General features: G+C 54.2%; 15 protein-coding genes. 14 read left to right on the top strand and 1 reads right to left on the bottom strand.

Annotation, left to right across the window (positions count from 1 at the left end; translation table 11 throughout):
- Nucleotides 1-159: 159 nt before the first annotated feature.
- The 14 genes from BN8_RS11610 to BN8_RS11550 all read left to right on the top strand — a co-directional run bounded on the left by BN8_RS11610 (nucleotide 160) and on the right by BN8_RS11550 (nucleotide 15,965).
- Nucleotides 160-1,893 (top strand): hypothetical protein, encoded by a 1,734-nt coding sequence (locus tag BN8_RS11610; RefSeq protein ID WP_009282065.1) that lies wholly within the window; start codon nucleotides 160-162, stop codon nucleotides 1,891-1,893.
- A 127-nt stretch (nucleotides 1,894-2,020) separates the two neighbouring features.
- On the top strand, nucleotides 2,021-2,251 hold the full coding sequence (locus BN8_RS11605) for a 4a-hydroxytetrahydrobiopterin dehydratase (protein ID WP_009282064.1): 231 nt from the start codon (nucleotides 2,021-2,023) through the stop codon (nucleotides 2,249-2,251).
- A gap of 39 nt (nucleotides 2,252-2,290) precedes the next feature.
- Nucleotides 2,291-2,983 (top strand): ferritin-like domain-containing protein, encoded by a 693-nt coding sequence (locus BN8_RS11600; protein ID WP_009282063.1) that lies wholly within the window; start codon nucleotides 2,291-2,293, stop codon nucleotides 2,981-2,983.
- Nucleotides 2,984-3,087: 104 nt separating this feature from the next.
- A complete protein-coding gene (locus tag BN8_RS11595; RefSeq protein WP_009282062.1) occupies nucleotides 3,088-3,903 on the top strand; it encodes a ferritin-like domain-containing protein in 816 nt (271 codons plus the stop codon).
- A gap of 127 nt (nucleotides 3,904-4,030) precedes the next feature.
- On the top strand, nucleotides 4,031-4,756 hold the full coding sequence (gene rsmI, locus BN8_RS11590; protein ID WP_009282061.1) for a 16S rRNA (cytidine(1402)-2'-O)-methyltransferase: 726 nt from the start codon (nucleotides 4,031-4,033) through the stop codon (nucleotides 4,754-4,756).
- Nucleotides 4,728-5,966 (top strand): lipoprotein N-acyltransferase Lnb domain-containing protein, encoded by a 1,239-nt coding sequence (locus BN8_RS11585; RefSeq protein WP_229367911.1) that lies wholly within the window; start codon nucleotides 4,728-4,730, stop codon nucleotides 5,964-5,966. Before rsmI ends, BN8_RS11585 begins: the two co-directional genes overlap by 29 nt.
- Before the next feature lie 103 nt (nucleotides 5,967-6,069).
- A complete protein-coding gene (locus tag BN8_RS11580; RefSeq protein WP_009282059.1) occupies nucleotides 6,070-6,504 on the top strand; it encodes a response regulator in 435 nt (144 codons plus the stop codon).
- A gap of 128 nt (nucleotides 6,505-6,632) precedes the next feature.
- Nucleotides 6,633-7,931 carry an acetylxylan esterase gene (locus tag BN8_RS11575; protein ID WP_009282058.1) on the top strand — a complete coding sequence of 433 codons (1,299 nt, stop codon included), beginning with the start codon at nucleotides 6,633-6,635 and terminating at the stop codon, nucleotides 7,929-7,931.
- 31 nt (nucleotides 7,932-7,962) lie between these two features.
- Nucleotides 7,963-8,895 carry a D-2-hydroxyacid dehydrogenase gene (locus BN8_RS11570; RefSeq protein WP_009282057.1) on the top strand — a complete coding sequence of 311 codons (933 nt, stop codon included), beginning with the start codon at nucleotides 7,963-7,965 and terminating at the stop codon, nucleotides 8,893-8,895.
- 194 nt (nucleotides 8,896-9,089) lie between these two features.
- Complete coding sequence (locus BN8_RS11565; protein ID WP_009282056.1) at nucleotides 9,090-11,804, top strand: DNA gyrase/topoisomerase IV subunit A; 2,715 nt, start codon at nucleotides 9,090-9,092, stop codon at nucleotides 11,802-11,804.
- Between the two features lie 14 nt (nucleotides 11,805-11,818).
- Nucleotides 11,819-12,538 carry a SanA/YdcF family protein gene (locus BN8_RS11560; RefSeq protein WP_009282055.1) on the top strand — a complete coding sequence of 240 codons (720 nt, stop codon included), beginning with the start codon at nucleotides 11,819-11,821 and terminating at the stop codon, nucleotides 12,536-12,538.
- Nucleotides 12,539-12,743: 205 nt separating this feature from the next.
- The gene (locus BN8_RS11555) at nucleotides 12,744-13,949 is read left to right on the top strand and encodes an ROK family transcriptional regulator (protein ID WP_009282054.1); all 1,206 of its coding nucleotides are present in this window, start codon (nucleotides 12,744-12,746) and stop codon (nucleotides 13,947-13,949) included.
- A gap of 170 nt (nucleotides 13,950-14,119) precedes the next feature.
- Nucleotides 14,120-14,287, top strand: coding sequence for a hypothetical protein (locus BN8_RS33250; protein ID WP_009282053.1), 168 nt, complete (start codon nucleotides 14,120-14,122; stop codon nucleotides 14,285-14,287).
- A gap of 109 nt (nucleotides 14,288-14,396) precedes the next feature.
- Nucleotides 14,397-15,965: a glycoside hydrolase family 43 protein gene (locus tag BN8_RS11550; RefSeq protein WP_009282052.1), complete on the top strand. Its 1,569-nt coding sequence runs from the start codon at nucleotides 14,397-14,399 to the stop codon at nucleotides 15,963-15,965.
- A gap of 77 nt (nucleotides 15,966-16,042) precedes the next feature.
- Here BN8_RS11550 and BN8_RS11545 read toward each other — a convergent pair whose 3' ends face one another.
- Nucleotides 16,043-16,417 (bottom strand): winged helix-turn-helix transcriptional regulator, encoded by a 375-nt coding sequence (locus BN8_RS11545; protein WP_009282051.1) that lies wholly within the window; start codon nucleotides 16,415-16,417, stop codon nucleotides 16,043-16,045.
- Nucleotides 16,418-16,518: the final 101 nt, after the last annotated feature.

Raw genomic sequence — 16,518 nt, 5'->3', positions numbered from 1 at the left:
GTAGATAAGCGGCAGCGCGATGATCTGGTCATCGCGCTGCTTTTTTTATCAATTGGCCAATCAGACGGGGCGGCATTTACTACACGGCATGTCAACGACAGGTATCTTTGGCTACTTTCGCCATTTGAAGGGTAGCTTGCTGTTCCCTTCGCTGGTCACATGCTCATTCCGCAACATCGCTCCATTGAATTCATTGTTCTGGTTCTGGCGTTTTTCGTTATCCTTTGGTTCGAACGCCGTAACCGCCCGTTTTCTCTTACCGACACCTCTCTATATTACCGGGTAAACGACTTTCTGCTGCGGACAGCCTATCGACCGGTCCGCGCTTACGGTTACCTGGCCGGTTATACGCTGAGCGTCCTGTTGCTGCTGTCGGTGGTGGCCTGGCCGCATCCCATCGCCAGCGCTGAATTCAGTCACCAACTGGCCGCTGATACGTTTGCCCACGGCCGCCTGACGAACCCGTCGCATCCGCTCTGGACATTTTTTGAAACGCACCAGATCATTTCGCAGCCGTTCTACGCGTCCAGCCTACCCCCGGCGCAGGGCATGATTATGGCTTTTGGGCAGGTCGTGTTTGGCTCATCCGTAGTGGGCGTCTGGCTGACCTACGTGCTGGCGGTACTGGCCGTGTACTGGTTACTGACGCTCTGTCTGCCTCCCGTTCAGGCCTTGCTGGGGGGCTGGCTGGTCGCGTCTCACTCGACGTTTGTGCTTAGCTGGGGACTGGCCTTCTGGGACGGGGGCGTACCGATGCTGGGGGGAGCCCTACTGCTGGGGGGCGCCATTGCCCTGCAGCAGCAGTCGCGGGGCCGATACGTGCTGCTGATGGCCGTTGGTGTACTGGCTCTCTGGACCAGCCAGCCGTACGAAGGCGTGGTTTTCTCGGTGATTCCGCTGGTCATGCTGCTCTACGTAGCCCAGCAAACATTGTATTGGCAGGGGTTCCGGCCGATGCTGCGGTGGATGCTTGGTTTGCTGGGGCTGTTTCTAGCTATTGCCGCTTTGCCGGCGTATGACTACCAAACGACGGGTAATCCGACCAAGATGCCCTATGCCTATTACAACGCCCGGTATGAACAGGCCCGGCCTACGCTGCTTCAGAAACCCCGTCGGGAGCCGGTCTATAACCGACCCGAAATGAAAAAGGTACACAAACGGGAGAGCGCACAGTTTTTTTACCGGCATTCGATTGAAGGCTTCTTTATTGGAGCCGTCCTGAAAATAAACCTGTTCGAAACATTCTACCTGGGCGTGCTTTTCCTGCTTCCGTTTTTACTGTTTCTAACGGGCTCCCGGTCGCTTTCGGATCGATTATGCTACTGGAGCATACTGCTTCTGTTCGGGGCTAATCTGCTTCGATCATCCGAACAGCCGCAGCACCTGGCGGCTGCTACCGGCCCGCTGGCAGTGGCCGTTGGGCAGGGGCTGCTGATTCTCTGGCAAACCTACGGCCACCCGCTCTGGGATTACCCGTTCTGGCAGCGCCCCGCTTTTCATGGCTGGCAACTCTGGAGCCGCCGACTGGTGCTGGCTATACTGCTGGCGTCGGTGCCGGTGTTGTTGATCGAAACGGGGCGGCAGGCGTTCAGTCAACCGCGACAGGCCATTCGGCAGCGGCTCGCCCACGAAACCCAACTGGCCGATGCGGGTGGCCGACACATCGTGCTGGTCAAATACGGGCCGAATCATCCGGTCGCCAGCGAATGGGTATTCAACCAGGCGCTGATCGATTCGCAGCCTGTTATCTGGGCCGTCGATAAAGGGGCCATTCAGAACCAGGCGCTGCTCCGCTATTACCCCGACCGGACGGTGTGGCAGCTTCGGCCCGAAGATGATCCCAGTCGCCTGTTTAAACTCAGCGCGTCGGCCAATCAGGCTGCTCGTCGGTAAAGCATCTAACTTATTACGCCATTGGCGTGCTTTCATCCCCCCACCCGTCGGGGGAATAACCTGACTGTGTTAAACACTTCCGGCCATCAGGGGGTTGTACCCCTGACAACTCAATTGATAGCGCCCTATGTGGCAGGAACAGGACAACCAGCTCACCCGAAGTTTTATGTTTTCCGATTTTAATGAGGCTTTTGGGTTCATTTGCCGCGTGGCCCTCATTGCGGAGAAACTGGATCACCACCCGTGGTGGTCCAATGTGTATAACCAGGTTACCATCCGGCTCTCAACCCACGACGCCGGCAATGTAGTGACCGAAAAAGACCGGGAGCTGGCCGCGGCCATTGATAAGTTAGTATAACAGATTCAGTTTCAGTAACTATTTAACGATTATTCAACTATGTTCAACGTAATGATTGACTCCGTCGCCTGCAATGGTAAGGTGGGCCGGCGTTGGTTCATGCAGGTGCTGGGCGTTACGTCGGCGGCTACGGGCCTGACCGCCTGCAGCAACCTGCTCGATGACGAAAATCCCTACGTAGGTGGGGTGCAACTGGGCCGCGACGACGTGGGGGTTCTGAATTATGCGTACGCCCTCGAACAACTGGAAGCAGCCTTCTATACCCAGATGCTGACTACCCCTTATGCGGGCATTACGCCGGAAGAAACGCAACTGCTCACTGACATCCGGGATCATGAAATTATTCACCGGGAGTTTCTGCGGACGGCTTTGGGGGGCGATGCGATCGAAAGCCTGGAACTGAACTTCGGCTCGCTGAATTTCGCCGACCGTGCTGCTATTCTGGCGGCTGCCCGGCAGTTCGAAAATACCGGCGTAGCGGCTTACAACGGTGCCGGTAAGCTGTTGAAAAACCCGGATTTCCTGACGCTGGCCGGTAAAATCGTGTCTGTGGAAGCGCGTCATGCAGCCCTCATTGCTGATTTATTGCAGCCCCGGACGGCCTATTTCGCGTCCGACGAAGTAGTGGCCTTCAACGGGCTCGAGAACGTACAGACACCCGAGCAGGTGCTGTCGGCAGTTCGGCCATACACGGGTACGGTTGTCAACGGCGATCTCTTACCTACTACGTAAGTATTCGGTTTACTGTTTTCGGTATACGGTGGGAAGGTTCTGCCTTTCGTACCCTGCTCATCTCCGAAAACCAAAAACTGTAAACCATCAAAAATCTGGAAACCATGAATCTGAACGCAATTCTCTCCGATATTGAAACTGTTGATCCGGAAGCATACGAGCGGCTGAACCATGCCGCTGGCCGGACCTCGCGCCGAAACCTGTTCCGGCTTGGAACCAAAGCGGCTGCTGTGGCTGTACCCCTGGCGTTTGGGGCTAGCCTCAAAACGGCCTATGGACAAACCAGCAACGCGGCTGCCATTCTGGAAATTCTGAACTTTGCCCTCACCCTCGAATACCTCGAGGATTCGTTTTACAAAGCTGCGCTGGCGGCTCCCGGGCTGATTCCGGCCGGCGACCGGGCCGTTTTCCAGCAGATCAGCACGCATGAGGAACGGCACGTTGGTTTCATCGAAAACGCAATCCGGACGGCGGGTGGCACAACCGTAACACGCCCCCGGCTGGACCCAACGGCCAAAGGCGCTTATCCGAACGTACTGTCTAACTACCAGACGTTTCTGACCGTAGCGCAGGCATTGGAAGATACGGGCGTTCGGGCCTACAAAGGGCAGGCGGCTAACCTCATCAGCAACGACGACGTACTGCAGGCGGCTCTGCAAATTCACTCGGTGGAGGCCCGTCACGCGGCTGAAGTACGCCGGATTCGTGGGCAGAAACCCTGGGCTACGTCGACGGATAATCCGGCTGCCATTGCGGCCGTGTACGAGGGTGAAGGCAACGTAACCCAGGGCGGGGTGAACGTGAGCAGCCTTCAGGTGTCTGGTATTACACTGGGTGCTTCAGCCGCCGGCGATGCCTTCGATGAACCCCTGACGCGGGCGCAGGTGCTGGCTATCGCTACGCCGTTTATCGGGGCGTAGAGGGTAGGGAAAGGGTTTCGGTTTACATTTTCAGATGTCGGTGTATAGGGCAAGGCTCACAACCGTATACCGAAAACTGTAAACCGAAACCCGGCCACCGTAACCTGTAAACCCGTAAACTTGCCGTATGAAATTATTCCTCGTCCCGACGCCCATCGGGAATCTCGACGATATTACGCTCCGGGCTATTAACGTACTTCGGCAGGCAGATGCCATTCTGGCCGAAGATACCCGCACCTCGGGCATACTTCTACGGCACCTGAATATTAGTAAACCGCTGCACAGTTACCATATCTTCAACGAACACCAGACGGTGCAGCGGCTGGTCGATCAACTCAAAAGCGGCAAAACCCTTGCGCTGGTATCTGATGCCGGAACCCCCGGTATTTCGGACCCCGGCTTCCTGCTGGTACGTGAATGCATCCGGCACGACATCCCCGTCGAATGCCTGCCCGGCCCAACGGCGTTCGTACCGGCCTTAATCAACTCCGGTCTTCCGGCCGATCGCTTCACGTTTGAGGGATTTCTGCCACACAAGAAGGGGCGGCAAACCCGGCTGACCGAACTCGCAAACGAAGAGCGGACCATGATTCTCTATGAATCGCCCCACCGTCTGCTCAAAACGCTGCAACAACTGGCCGAATTTCTCAGTCCCGACCGCCCGGCCAGCGTTTCCCGCGAACTGACCAAGCTTTTTGAGGAAAACGTACGCGGGCCATTGTCCGAACTTATTGCTTATTTTGCAGAAAAAACGCCAAAAGGTGAATTGGTTATCTGTGTTCAGGGGAAAGAGCCCGAAAAGGGGAAGGGCCGCAAGGATCGGGGTGGAAAATCAGACGACGAAGACGAGTAAACAACAGTTGGTCGGACGGTTTCTAGTCGTGCTGGGGCTGACCATTGGTTTAGTGACTACCCGCCCCCCGGTATCCCTGGCTCAAACGTACCCTCAGATAAGTCTGCTCACATTTGGCCCGGGGGAAGAGTTATACTCGTCATTTGGGCATACCGCCATCCGGGTGTATGACCCCATGCGTGGGCTCGACATGACCTACGGCTGGGGGGGATTCCGCTTTTCCGAGAACAACTTCTACGTGAAGTTTCTGCGCGGAACCCTGCCGTATTACATCGACGCTTACGAGATGAATTTGATGGTGTATGCGTATCAAAGCGAAAACCGCACCATCCGGGAGCAAATCCTGAACCTGTCGCCCAGGCAGACGCAACAGCTGCTCCAGGTGCTGGAAACAAACATGCGGCCCGAGAACCGTACGTACCAGTATAAATTCTTCTACGACAACTGTGCTACCCGTCCGCGCGATGTCATTTCGCAGGCCTGTGGCGACAGCCTCACTATCCCGTCCAGGTCGGTCAGTACTGGTAAATCATACCGGGACTGGATGAACGATTACCTGGGCGAACAACCCTGGGCCCAACTGGGTATGAATCTGGCCATCGGTCGCCCCGCCGATGTGATAACGACCGGCTGGCAGGCTATGTATCTGCCCAACAACGTACATGATCAGTTTGCGCACGCGACCATCCGCCAGGCTGATGGCCGCGTGGCACCGGCTGTTGCACAGGATCGGGTTGTGTTCCAGGCCGCCAGAACGTTCAAAAAAGAACTGCCGTTTTTCTTCGATCCGAATGTCGTGTTTGCCCTGCTCACCATTGCCGTGAGCGTATTCAGCATCCGGCGGTACCGCGACGGTAAGGTCGACCGCTGGCTTGACCGGCTGCTGTTCGGTGTTTCGGGCTTCCTGGGCTGGTTTCTGTTCCTGCTATGGGTCGGCACCGACCACGGCGTAACGGCCTGGAACCCCACACTACTCTGGCTGATGCCCCTCCACCTGCCCCTGATCTACTGGGCAACCGGCCCGACATCAACAACCGCTCGGCGTCGGACGTACTTCCTGGTCACGGCCGTGCTGATTCTGGTCGGGCTGATTTTATCGAACGTGCCGGGTGGGGCCGATACGCTGTTCGGGCTGATGCTGCTGATCCGGTGCCTGCTTAACGCTCAGGTGGTTGGTAGCCCAAAACGAGCCATAGAACGAGTGGCGTAAGGTAGCAGGAGCATATGTTACAGAATAAAGTAGACCCCATTTGTCCAACAACTTACTCACTTTACGGTTGTAATGGCTAAACAACCTAATTGAGTAGCATTAAATGGAAGAATATGGGCCCATCATTTTTATTGATGATGATGAAGACGACCATCTACTGTTAAAACCGATCTGGCAAAGCGTAGCCCCGAACAACCCACTCCTGGTGTTCACCAACGGCGAACAGGCGCTCGAGTATCTGCGGAACTCCGACCAGCGTCCATTCCTGATCATTTCGGAGGTTAGCCTTCAGATGATGGATGGGCTGGAACTACGCCGACACATTGAGGAAGATCGCATTCTGCGTAGGAGAGCCATACCGTTTATATTCTTTACCCACCCCGTTCATCGAAAGATGGTCGAGGAGGCATACGAACTGACTATCCAGGGCTTCTTCGAAAAACGGCAGAATATGGAGCAGATGCGCCAGCAGCTGCAGGCGATCGTGAACTACTGGCAGGAGTGTCTCCATCCGAACCGGTTTCCTGAGGACGAATAAGGTCGATTGTCAGCAAGCTTGGCCCTTCATGGATGAAGCCGGTGGTTCCGTTGTTTGTTTTCAGCCGGTCATAAGTAGAAACACGACAGCATTGTCATTTATGGGCAGTACCTTACCTGACTACGCCCGTGAAAAAAACGCTGTATGTCTGTTTGCTGATCGTCTGTCTGCCTATACGGACGCTACTGGCCCAGCCTGTCGAACGGCTTGTTAAACTGATCATCACCCCTGATCATACCGACTGGACGTACCGGATTGGCGAACCGGTCCGCTTTACTATTCAGGCGTATCAGAACAGCGTTCCGCTCAAGGGAGCCCGATTGCGGTATGAAATTGGGCCGGAAAAAATGACCCCTACCAAAACTGAAACCATTACGCTCAAAGACACGCCCATTACGGTCGATGCCGGAACCATGCGAACCGCCGGCTTCCTGCGCTGCGTGGCTATGGTGGAAGTAGACGGCAAAGAATACCGGAATCTGACAACGGCGGCCTTTGAGCCGGAGAAAATACAACCGACCGTAGCCAACCCGTCCGATTTCAAGGCGTTCTGGGATAAGGCTAAGGAGGATCTGGCCAAGCTGCCCATCGACGCCCGCATGACGCTGCTGCCCGAGCGCTGTACGGAAAGTACGAATGTGTACCACCTCAGCCTTCAGAATATCGACAATTCTCGGTTTTACGGGATTCTGTGCGTACCTAAGAAGGAAGGAAAATACCCAGCCATTCTGCGGGTGCCCGGAGCAGGTGTGCGACCCTATGGGGGCATGATCGCCGAGGCTGACAAAGGCTTCATTACGCTCGAAGTGGGTATCCACGGCGTACCGGTCATCATGGACCCGGGTGTGTACCTCGACCTGAGCCGGGGACCGTTGCGGAACTACCAGCAGGCTAATCTCGACGACCGTGACCGGTATTACTACAAGCGGGTGTACCTCGGCTGTGTCCGGGCGGTGGATTACCTGGCCAGTATGCCGCAGTTCGATGGGCAGAACCTCGCCGTAACGGGTGGGAGCCAGGGGGGCGCTTTATCGATCATCACGGCCGCGCTCGATCCGCGCATCAAATGGCTGGGTGCTTACTATCCGGCCCTATGCGACGTAACGGGCTATTTGAACAACCGCGCCGGTGGCTGGCCGCACCTGTTTACCGGTAATAACCTTGATGTGAACAACAAACCGGACAAAATCAGGACAACGGGCTACTACGATGTTGTTAACTTCGCCCGGCTGGTGAACGTACCGGGCTTCTACTCGTGGGGATTTAACGATGAAACCTGTCCGCCTACGTCTATGTATGCTGCCTACAATGTCATTCCGGGAAAGAAAACACTCGAGCTCTTCCGGGACACCGGCCACTGGACGTATCCCGAGCAGACCGAAAAGCTGATGACCTGGCTGATGGCCCAGTTGAAAGGAGGGCGATAGAACAAGCGCCCCGTTCCGATGTTATTGCTATATGCTGATTTTTGTTTATACCCGCCTAAACGACGCGACCCGCGCTGAAATTCGGCAGCAGGTGTCAGACTTTGCCGATGTACGTTTCCGCTCCGAATTGCCCGAAAATGAACTGCAGGCTGCGTTTGAGCAGGCTGAGGTCGTGATGGGCAATGTCCCACCGGCCTGGTTGGCCAGGCCACCCCAAACCTTGCAGTTCTGGCAGCTCGATTCGGCTGGTTTTGATGGGTATCAGAACCTCAGGTTGTCGGTTCCGGTGGCCAATATGGGTGATTTCTTTGCCTGGCCCTGCGCCGAAACCATTGTCGCCGGTATTATCGGTCTCTACCGCCATATCCACGAACTGGCCGTACTGCAGTACCAGCGAAACTGGGTAGGCGTACCCATCCGCTACAAGCTGGGGTTATTACGTCAGAAACGGGTCGTCATTCTGGGTACGGGCGCAATCGGGCAGGCTGTTCGCAAAATGCTGACCGGCTTCGACTGCACCGTGAAAATGCTGGCCCGCACCGATCCCCAGGCGGATCTGCATTCGGTTGATGAACTGAAGGCTATTCTGCCCCGGACCGACCTTGTTATTAATACCCTGCCCGGAACAGCCAAAGGATTCTTCTCGGCCGAACTGATTCAGGCCATGCCCGCCGATGGCGTCTACGCTAACATTGGCCGGGGCAGTACTACCGACGAGTCTGCTTTGATTGAAGCCCTGCAACAGGGTCGACTGGGCGGGGCCGTGCTGGACGTAACGGCCACGGAACCCCTGCTGACCGATAGTCCGCTCTGGACGATGCCGAACGTTATTCTGACGCAGCATACCGGAGGTGGGCAGAAAGCCGAGGATGAAGGCAAGGCGGCCCAGTTCCTGTGCAACCTCCAGCGGTTTCGGAATGGAGACCCGCTGGAGAACCAGATTGATCTGTCGAAAGGTTACTAAGTACGGGTAGCGATTCATCAGTAGCCTACGTGTATTCTGGGTTTATGTTACAGTTGTATTATGGTATGTTTCAGGAAAAACTGCCCATAATGCACGATTATCGCTATTTTTTTGTATCTTTAAGGAGTCATAGGGCTTGAAGACCCATGACTGATCCCGCCTTTTTGTCAACTGTAATAGTTCCGTAATAGTACATGATGAACGAAGAACAGCAGGAGCCGATCGAAGACGGTCTGTCGCAATCCGACGATGCCGGTACAGATCAACCCGTTATAACCAACACCACTAATGAAGTCCTGCATGACCAGACTGTCGTGTCGGGCCTATATGAAAACTACTTTCTTGATTACGCGTCGTACGTTATTCTTGAGCGGGCCGTCCCTGCTGTTGAAGATGGTCTGAAGCCGGTGCAGCGCCGGATTCTGCACGCCATGAAGGAGATGGACGATGGCCGCTTTAACAAGGTGGCTAACGTGATTGGGCAGACGATGCAGTACCACCCGCACGGCGACGCATCCATTGGCGAGGCCCTGGTTAACATCGGCCAGAAAGAACTGCTTTTCGACACACAGGGTAGCTGGGGCGACGTTCGTACGGGCGATGGGGCCGCGGCTCCACGCTACATTGAAGTCCGGCTGTCGAAATTCGCGCACGATACGCTGTTTAACGACAAAACCACCGAGTGGCAGTTGTCGTACGATGGTCGTAAGCGTGAGCCGGTAACCCTACCGGTCAAATTTCCGCTGCTGCTGGCGCAGGGCGTAGAAGGGATCGCAGTTGGGTTATCGACCAAAATCCTGCCCCACAACTTTAACGAACTCATCGAGGCTTCCATTCAGATTCTGAAGGACAAGTCCGTTCAGCTATATCCTGATTTCCAGACGGGCGGCCTGATTGACGTAACGAATTATAACGACGGCCACCGGGGCGGTAAAGTCCGTGTTCGGGCGCGCATTGAAGAGGTGGATAAGAAGACCCTGGCCATTCGCGATGTACCGTTTGGCGTGACGACCTCGCAGTTGATGGAGTCGATTGTGAAGGCATCCGAGCTGGGTAAAATCCGCATTAAATCACCCGCCAAGAACATACCGGCCGTGGTCGACAATACGGCCAGAGACGTTGAAATTCTGGTGCACCTGCAGCCGGGCGTTTCACCGGACGTATCTATCGACGCCCTTTACGCCTTCACCGACTGCGAAGTATCAATTTCGCCTAATGCCTGCGTCATTATCGGCGACAAGCCCCATTTTGTCAGCGTTACGGATATTCTGCGCGTCAACACGCATCAAACGGTACAGTTGTTGCAACGCGAACTGGAAATTCGGCGTATTGAACTTATGGAGCGGTTGCTGTACAGTTCGCTGGAAAAGATTTTCATCGAGAACCGGATTTACCGGAAGATCGAAGAATGCGAAACCTTCGAAGCCGTATTGCAAACGATCGATAAGGCGCTGAAGCCATTCAAGAAGCAGTTCTACCGCGAGATTAAGGAAGATGACCTGATTCGGCTTACTGAAATCAAGATCAAACGAATTTCGAAGTACGACGGCTTCAAGGCGGAGGAGTTGATGCGTAAACTGGAGCAGGAACTGGCCGAAACCGAAGATAACCTGGCAAACATTACCCGCTACGCAATTGGGTATTTCCGCGAGTTGCAGAAAAAATACGGTAAGGGCCGGGAGCGCAAAACGGAGATTCGGGCGTTTAATACCATCGCTGCGAGTGTGGTGGCCGCTGCCAACCAGAAGCTGTACGTCGACCGGGAAAGCGGTTTCATTGGATACGGACTGAAGAAAGACGAATACGTCAGCGACTGTTCGGATATCGACGATGTCATTGTGTTTCGGCGCGATGGCAAGTGCATGGTGACGAAAGTTCAGGAGAAGGTTTTCGTGGGTAAGGATATTCTGTACGTATCGGTCTTTAAGAAAAATGACGAACGGAAAATCTACAACCTGGTCTATCTGGATGCCAAGTCGGGGATCTCGATGATCAAACGGTTTCCCGTTACGGGGGTGACCCGCGACCGTGAATACGATCTGACAATGGGTAACCCCAAGTCGAAAGTGTTGTATTTCAGCGCAAACGACAACGGTGAAGCGGAAGTCATTACCGTAAACCTGACGGCCCAGAGTTCGGCCAAGGTAAAACAGTTCGATTTTGACTTTGCTACGGTCGGCATTAAAAATCGCTCGGCGCAGGGAAATATCCTGACGAAATACCCCGTCCGGAAGATTACGCAGAAAACGGCGGGCACATCGACCCTCGGCGGGGTAGACATCTGGTACGACGATCACCTCGGTCGACTGAACCGCGACGAACGGGGCCGTTTGCTGGGTAATTTTGAGGCAAAGGATAGTATTCTGGTTGTTTATAACGATGGCGAGTACGAACTGACGAGTTTTGATCTGACCAACCGATATGAGCCGGGCGACATTGCCATCCTGATGAAGTTTGATCCGGAAACGGTGCTGTCGGCGATCTACTACGAAGCCAACCAGAAATCGTGGTACGTCAAGCGGTTCAAGATCGAGACGACATCGCTGGATAAGAAGTTTAGCTTTATCGGCGACACCAAAGGGTCGCGGCTGCTGGCCGTAACGCCCGACCGGTATCCGCGGATTGAGATCGTACACCAGGTGAAGGAACGGGGACCGATCGAGAAAATGGTGCTGGAGCCGGAAGGCTTTATTGAGGTGCGGGGCTGGAAAGCGCTGGGCAACAAGCTGCCGTTTGCTAAGGTGAAAGATGTTAAACTGCTGGCCCCTAAGCCAGTGCCGTTAACGAATGCTGACGGTAAATCCGGCCATGCCAACGGTACACCGCTCGAAACGGTCTTACCGGAAGAGGGGGCCGATACTGACGAACCGATAGAAAAGGAGCCGGTACAGTTAGGCTTATTTTCGTAACTTTCGTACCATTAATGAACCCGACGTTGTATACCACCGACTACAGCGGAGATAAACACCACGAGGTTGCGTGGGTGCGTGTGGTGAAGCGACTGGTCAAGGGCGGTATCGTTCTTGGCTTCGTTGGTATCACGACCGTACTGATCTGCAATTGGTGGGTGGTCTACAATACGCGGGATCAAATCTATTTCAACATCGATCAATTGCCATCCAACGACGTTGGTCTGGTTCTGGGTACCAGTAAGTTCGTGCGGAGCGGGAAGGAAAATCTATTTTTTCGGTACCGGATGGAAGCTACCGCCCGACTGTACAAGGAGGGCAAGGTGAAATACCTGATACTTAGCGGTAACAACGACTCCGAGTATTACAACGAACCCGTGGACATGAAGCGGGCGCTGCTGAAACTGGGCGTTCCTGAAACCGTTATGCTGCTGGACTACGCGGGCTACCGCACATTTGATTCAGTGGTCCGCTGCCGGGACGTATTTAACCAGCACAAGATCACGATCATCTCCCAGAATTTTCATAATGCCCGGGCGCTCTACATCGGCAACCACGAAGGGATCCAGGCCGTAGCGTTTGCTGCACAGGACGTTCCCGATGGTTATTCGATTAAGACGCTCATCCGCGAATACCTGGCCCGTCCATACGCCATCCTCGACGTACACATTGTTCGGCCGCAGCCGGAAAAAGGAAACTGGGAACGTAAAAAAACGTCTTCAATACAGCCCTGATCATTGTATCAGGCCGTTCAGCCAGGCTGCGGATACTTTAGTTTCACCCGGTTGTTACGTTTTTTTTAAAGCTAAGTCAGTTAGAGGACATAAAATTGTGATGTTAACATATATTATTAAATTTTTTGAGAACGAACTGCTATTTTTTGGGCGTCGTTCAACCTTCATTTTTTAGATTGATTTCCACGCCCCAAGCGCTACACTCATGCAGGATAATATACTCTTCTCTGTTATTGATGCCAAAAAGTACCGCATAAAACGCCAGGTGCTTACTGAATTGTACCAGTCTGGTCCTCAGTCGATCGCGCAGTTGGCGAAACTGGTTCACAGCAGCGTACCATCTATGACAGCGTTGATTGACGAACTAATTCTGGGTGGCTGGGTGCGGGGCGTTGGAACCGGTGTTGCGCAGTTTGGCCGGAAACCGTCCCTGTTTGCACTTAACCCGGAGCAATATGCCATCGTCGTTGTCGACAGTACGGTTCATGACACGAAATTTTTTGTATTCAACCTCCTGAATGACGTTCTGTACCGAGTTGATCTGCCTTTGCAACTGACTAATTCCGCCGATTTTGTTGAGCAACTTGAAGCTCCCCTGCAGGAACTCGCCAACCAGATCCGGGCCGATCGGCTAACGGTGGTTGGGGTAGGGGCGGCCTTACCCGGTCTTGTCAATCCGGTTTTGGGGGTTAATCACACGTATCCGGAGATTAGCCGGACAGGAAGTTCGCTGAATCAACTGCTCGAAGAGTTGTTTAGCGCGCCGGTTTTTTTTATCAATGACACCAAGGCGATCATGCTGGGCGAACACCGATTTGGCCTGGCCCAGGGGCGGAAGCATGTCATATCCATGCTGATTGACTGGGGTGTCGGGATGGGCGTTATCATAAACGGCGATATTTTGCAGGGAACCGCCGGATTTGCCGGTGAACTGGGCCACATTCAGGTAGACCCAAACGGTGAGCCCTGTTCCTGCGGTAAAATCGGTTGTCTGGATACCCTGGTATCGGCTCCGTCGCTGATCCGGCGGGCGCAGGCCGGATTGCGAAATGGACAGGTGTCTCGGCTCGCCGAAGCAGACCCCTTAACCATCGAAACCATAATCGAGCAGGCCAATGCGGGCGATGCTTTCGCGATAGAGTTACTCCAGGAAGCGGGCCAGCAACTGGGGAGAGGGCTGGCCATTGCGGTGCATCTGTTTAACCCGGAATTGATTATTGTGAACGGGGTGCTGGCGCAGGCCGAGCGAGCCATTATCCGGCCTATTGAGGAGGCTATCGAAACGAATTGCCTGCCAAATTATCGGGATACCCTGGCGATTGAATTGTCGCAGCTTGGGGAGATGGCGAAGCCCTGCGGAGCCCAGGCTTTTGTGATGCAGCAGTTGCTGGAGAACGAACTAATCCCCTGATTCCAGCAGGAACGAGGAGGGAGTCCCGCAGTCTACGCATCCAGTTTCAGGCCATCTTCTGCCCCATCGCTATAAAGTTAGTGGTCTGTAAGTCATTGTGCCGAAGCACTTTTACCCGTATAGTACGGCAACGTTAACGAACTCCATGCAGGACTGTACGCCCCTGAAGTGTGCAGATTACCGATCAATTTACGTTCAACGCCGACCTCGTCTCGATACCGCCCGACTACGCGCCATCGGTGCCGAAGCGGGCAGGCTTACCTAGCGTTGGCATCCGTCCTTTCGCCAGTGGTAGATCAGGCTGGTTTATCGGGGCGCACCGTAATCACCAATACTAACAATTGCATATTTTATGCGGAACGATCAGGTCAGCTACCTATCTTTCGGCTTTTGGGCTGGCGCCTGTCAAATCAACCATCGGCTATTCGGTCACCAAGCCATCATCGGATGAGAATCTATTTACTTATCGTTATTATTTCTCTTGCTACGGCCTTGCAGGCCGTAGCGCAATCTTCCCCTGCCCCTGGGGTTACATATACAAATCCAGTTATTGCGGGCGATTTCGCTGACCCATCCGTCGTTCGGGTTGGCGACAGCTACGTTGCCGTTGGCACTTCCTCGGAGTGGGGGCCAGCCTATCCCATTTATACCTCAAAAGACCTGGTGAACTGGACGTATGTTGGTCCGGTGTTTAACGAATTACCACCGTGGACGATGGGTAGCTACTGGGCACCGGAGCTTTTCTACCGGAATGGCACGTATTACGTGTACTATACTGCCCGGCGAAAAACTGACCAGCGTTCGTTTATCGGGGTTGCTACCAGCCGTGACCTGACAAAGGGGTTTACCGACCACGGTTTGTTACTGGAATGGACAAGCGAAGCGATTGATCCCTTTGTCGTTGATGAGGCCGGCAAACTCTTTATTACCTGGAAAGCGTACGGGCTGGATAAAGGCCGGGTTATCGAGATTCTGGGCGCTGAACTATCGGCTGATGGGCTCAAGGTTACGGGGCAGGCGTTTCCGCTCCTGCAGGCTGAGCAGGCTAATTGGGAAAAAGGGGGAGTTGAAGGGCAGGCAATTTTTAAACGAGGTCGCTACTACTACATGCTTTATTCGGGCAATGCCTGCTGCGGGGCACAGTGTAATTACCAGGTGGGGTTGGCCCGAGCCGAAAAACTACAGGGACCCTGGGAGAAATATGCCAGTAACCCATTGCTGATCAGTGATAAAAATTGGAAATGCCCGGGTCATGGAACCGTAGTGGTTACGCCTGATCAGCGGTACTTTTATTTACACCATGCCTACAACGGCGACGATTTTACCTTTACCGGCCGTCAGGGCGTGCTGAGTGAGTTGATTTGGGACGATAAAAGCCAATGGCCTGCTTTTCGGTATGGGCACTCGACGCCCATTCGGGCTGAGTCACCGCTTCTGGCAGCCCAGAAACGGCAGATAAACCTGACCGCTGATTTTAGCCAGACTGACAACACAGTGCCCTGGGTGTGGGACGTGAGCCTTCCCAAGCCAACGTATAGGGTTCATCAAGGCCAACTGCAACTGGTCAATAAGGAAGCAGATCAGGCGGGCACCTTCCTGGGGCTGGTCGTCAAAAAAGGGACCTATACCATGTCGGCTGCCATCGTGCCCAGGGGTGACCTGCTTCAAAGTTTGTGTGTATACGGTGATTCGCAAAATCAGCTAGGCATTGGGATTCGGCCGGGCGAAGTTGAACTCTGGCAGATTAAAGCGGGAACGCGTTGGGTGTTAAAAACGCAGCCGGTAGCGGACAATACTCCTTTAGTTACGCTACAGGTACGGTGTCAGGGAGGCCAGTATTATGAGTTCGGCTGGCGCACCCAGGAAGGTAAGTATGTCCCGCTGACGGATGCCCCGCTGGATGGCTCTTTTCTGCCCCGTTGGGACCGGGCTCCCCGTATCGGTATTGGCCTGAGTGGTAAAGACCAGGCGAGTAGTCTGATTCGTGCCCTGACTCTTCACTACAACGAGTCCTGAAAGGGGGCTCTGGGCCGATCGTTGGCCGGGTCACAATGATGCCTGCAACACATTACCGGTACACAGGAAAGTGTATGCTACAGATTACGATTGCCACCATCGTGGCTATTTCTGATGAGTGTGCGTAAACGCTCATCATGTTGATCCCCCCACTGCCCCATGGCGTCAATGACGGGTATTAGTGATTTTCCGAAATCAGTGAGATAGTATTCGACTTTGGGCGGGACAACCGGATAAATCACTTTCCCAACCAATTCGTGGTTTTCCAGTTCCTTTAGCTGTGCAGTCAGGACGCGCCGGGATGCCCCCGGAATCTTTCGCTGTAGCTCGCTGGGGCGTTTATATCCTTCGTTGATAAACCACAAAAGCCGTATCTTCCATTTGCCGTACAGCACTTCGCCGATCAGATCGAGTCCGCAGCTCAGGTTAGGCAATGTCTTTCGTTCGTACATAATACAAAGATAACCGTATGCAGTGGGCAGTTTGATAGGGATAAATTTATCCCTATATGAATCGTAAATCCCTACTTGTCAGCCCCTGCCATACTCCCGAA

It is taken from the genome of Fibrisoma limi BUZ 3, assembly GCF_000296815.2.
Lineage (GTDB): Bacteria > Bacteroidota > Bacteroidia > Cytophagales > Spirosomataceae > Fibrisoma > Fibrisoma limi.
Note: the sequence above shows the minus strand (reverse complement) of the source record. Positions and strands in the feature narration are given on the sequence as shown.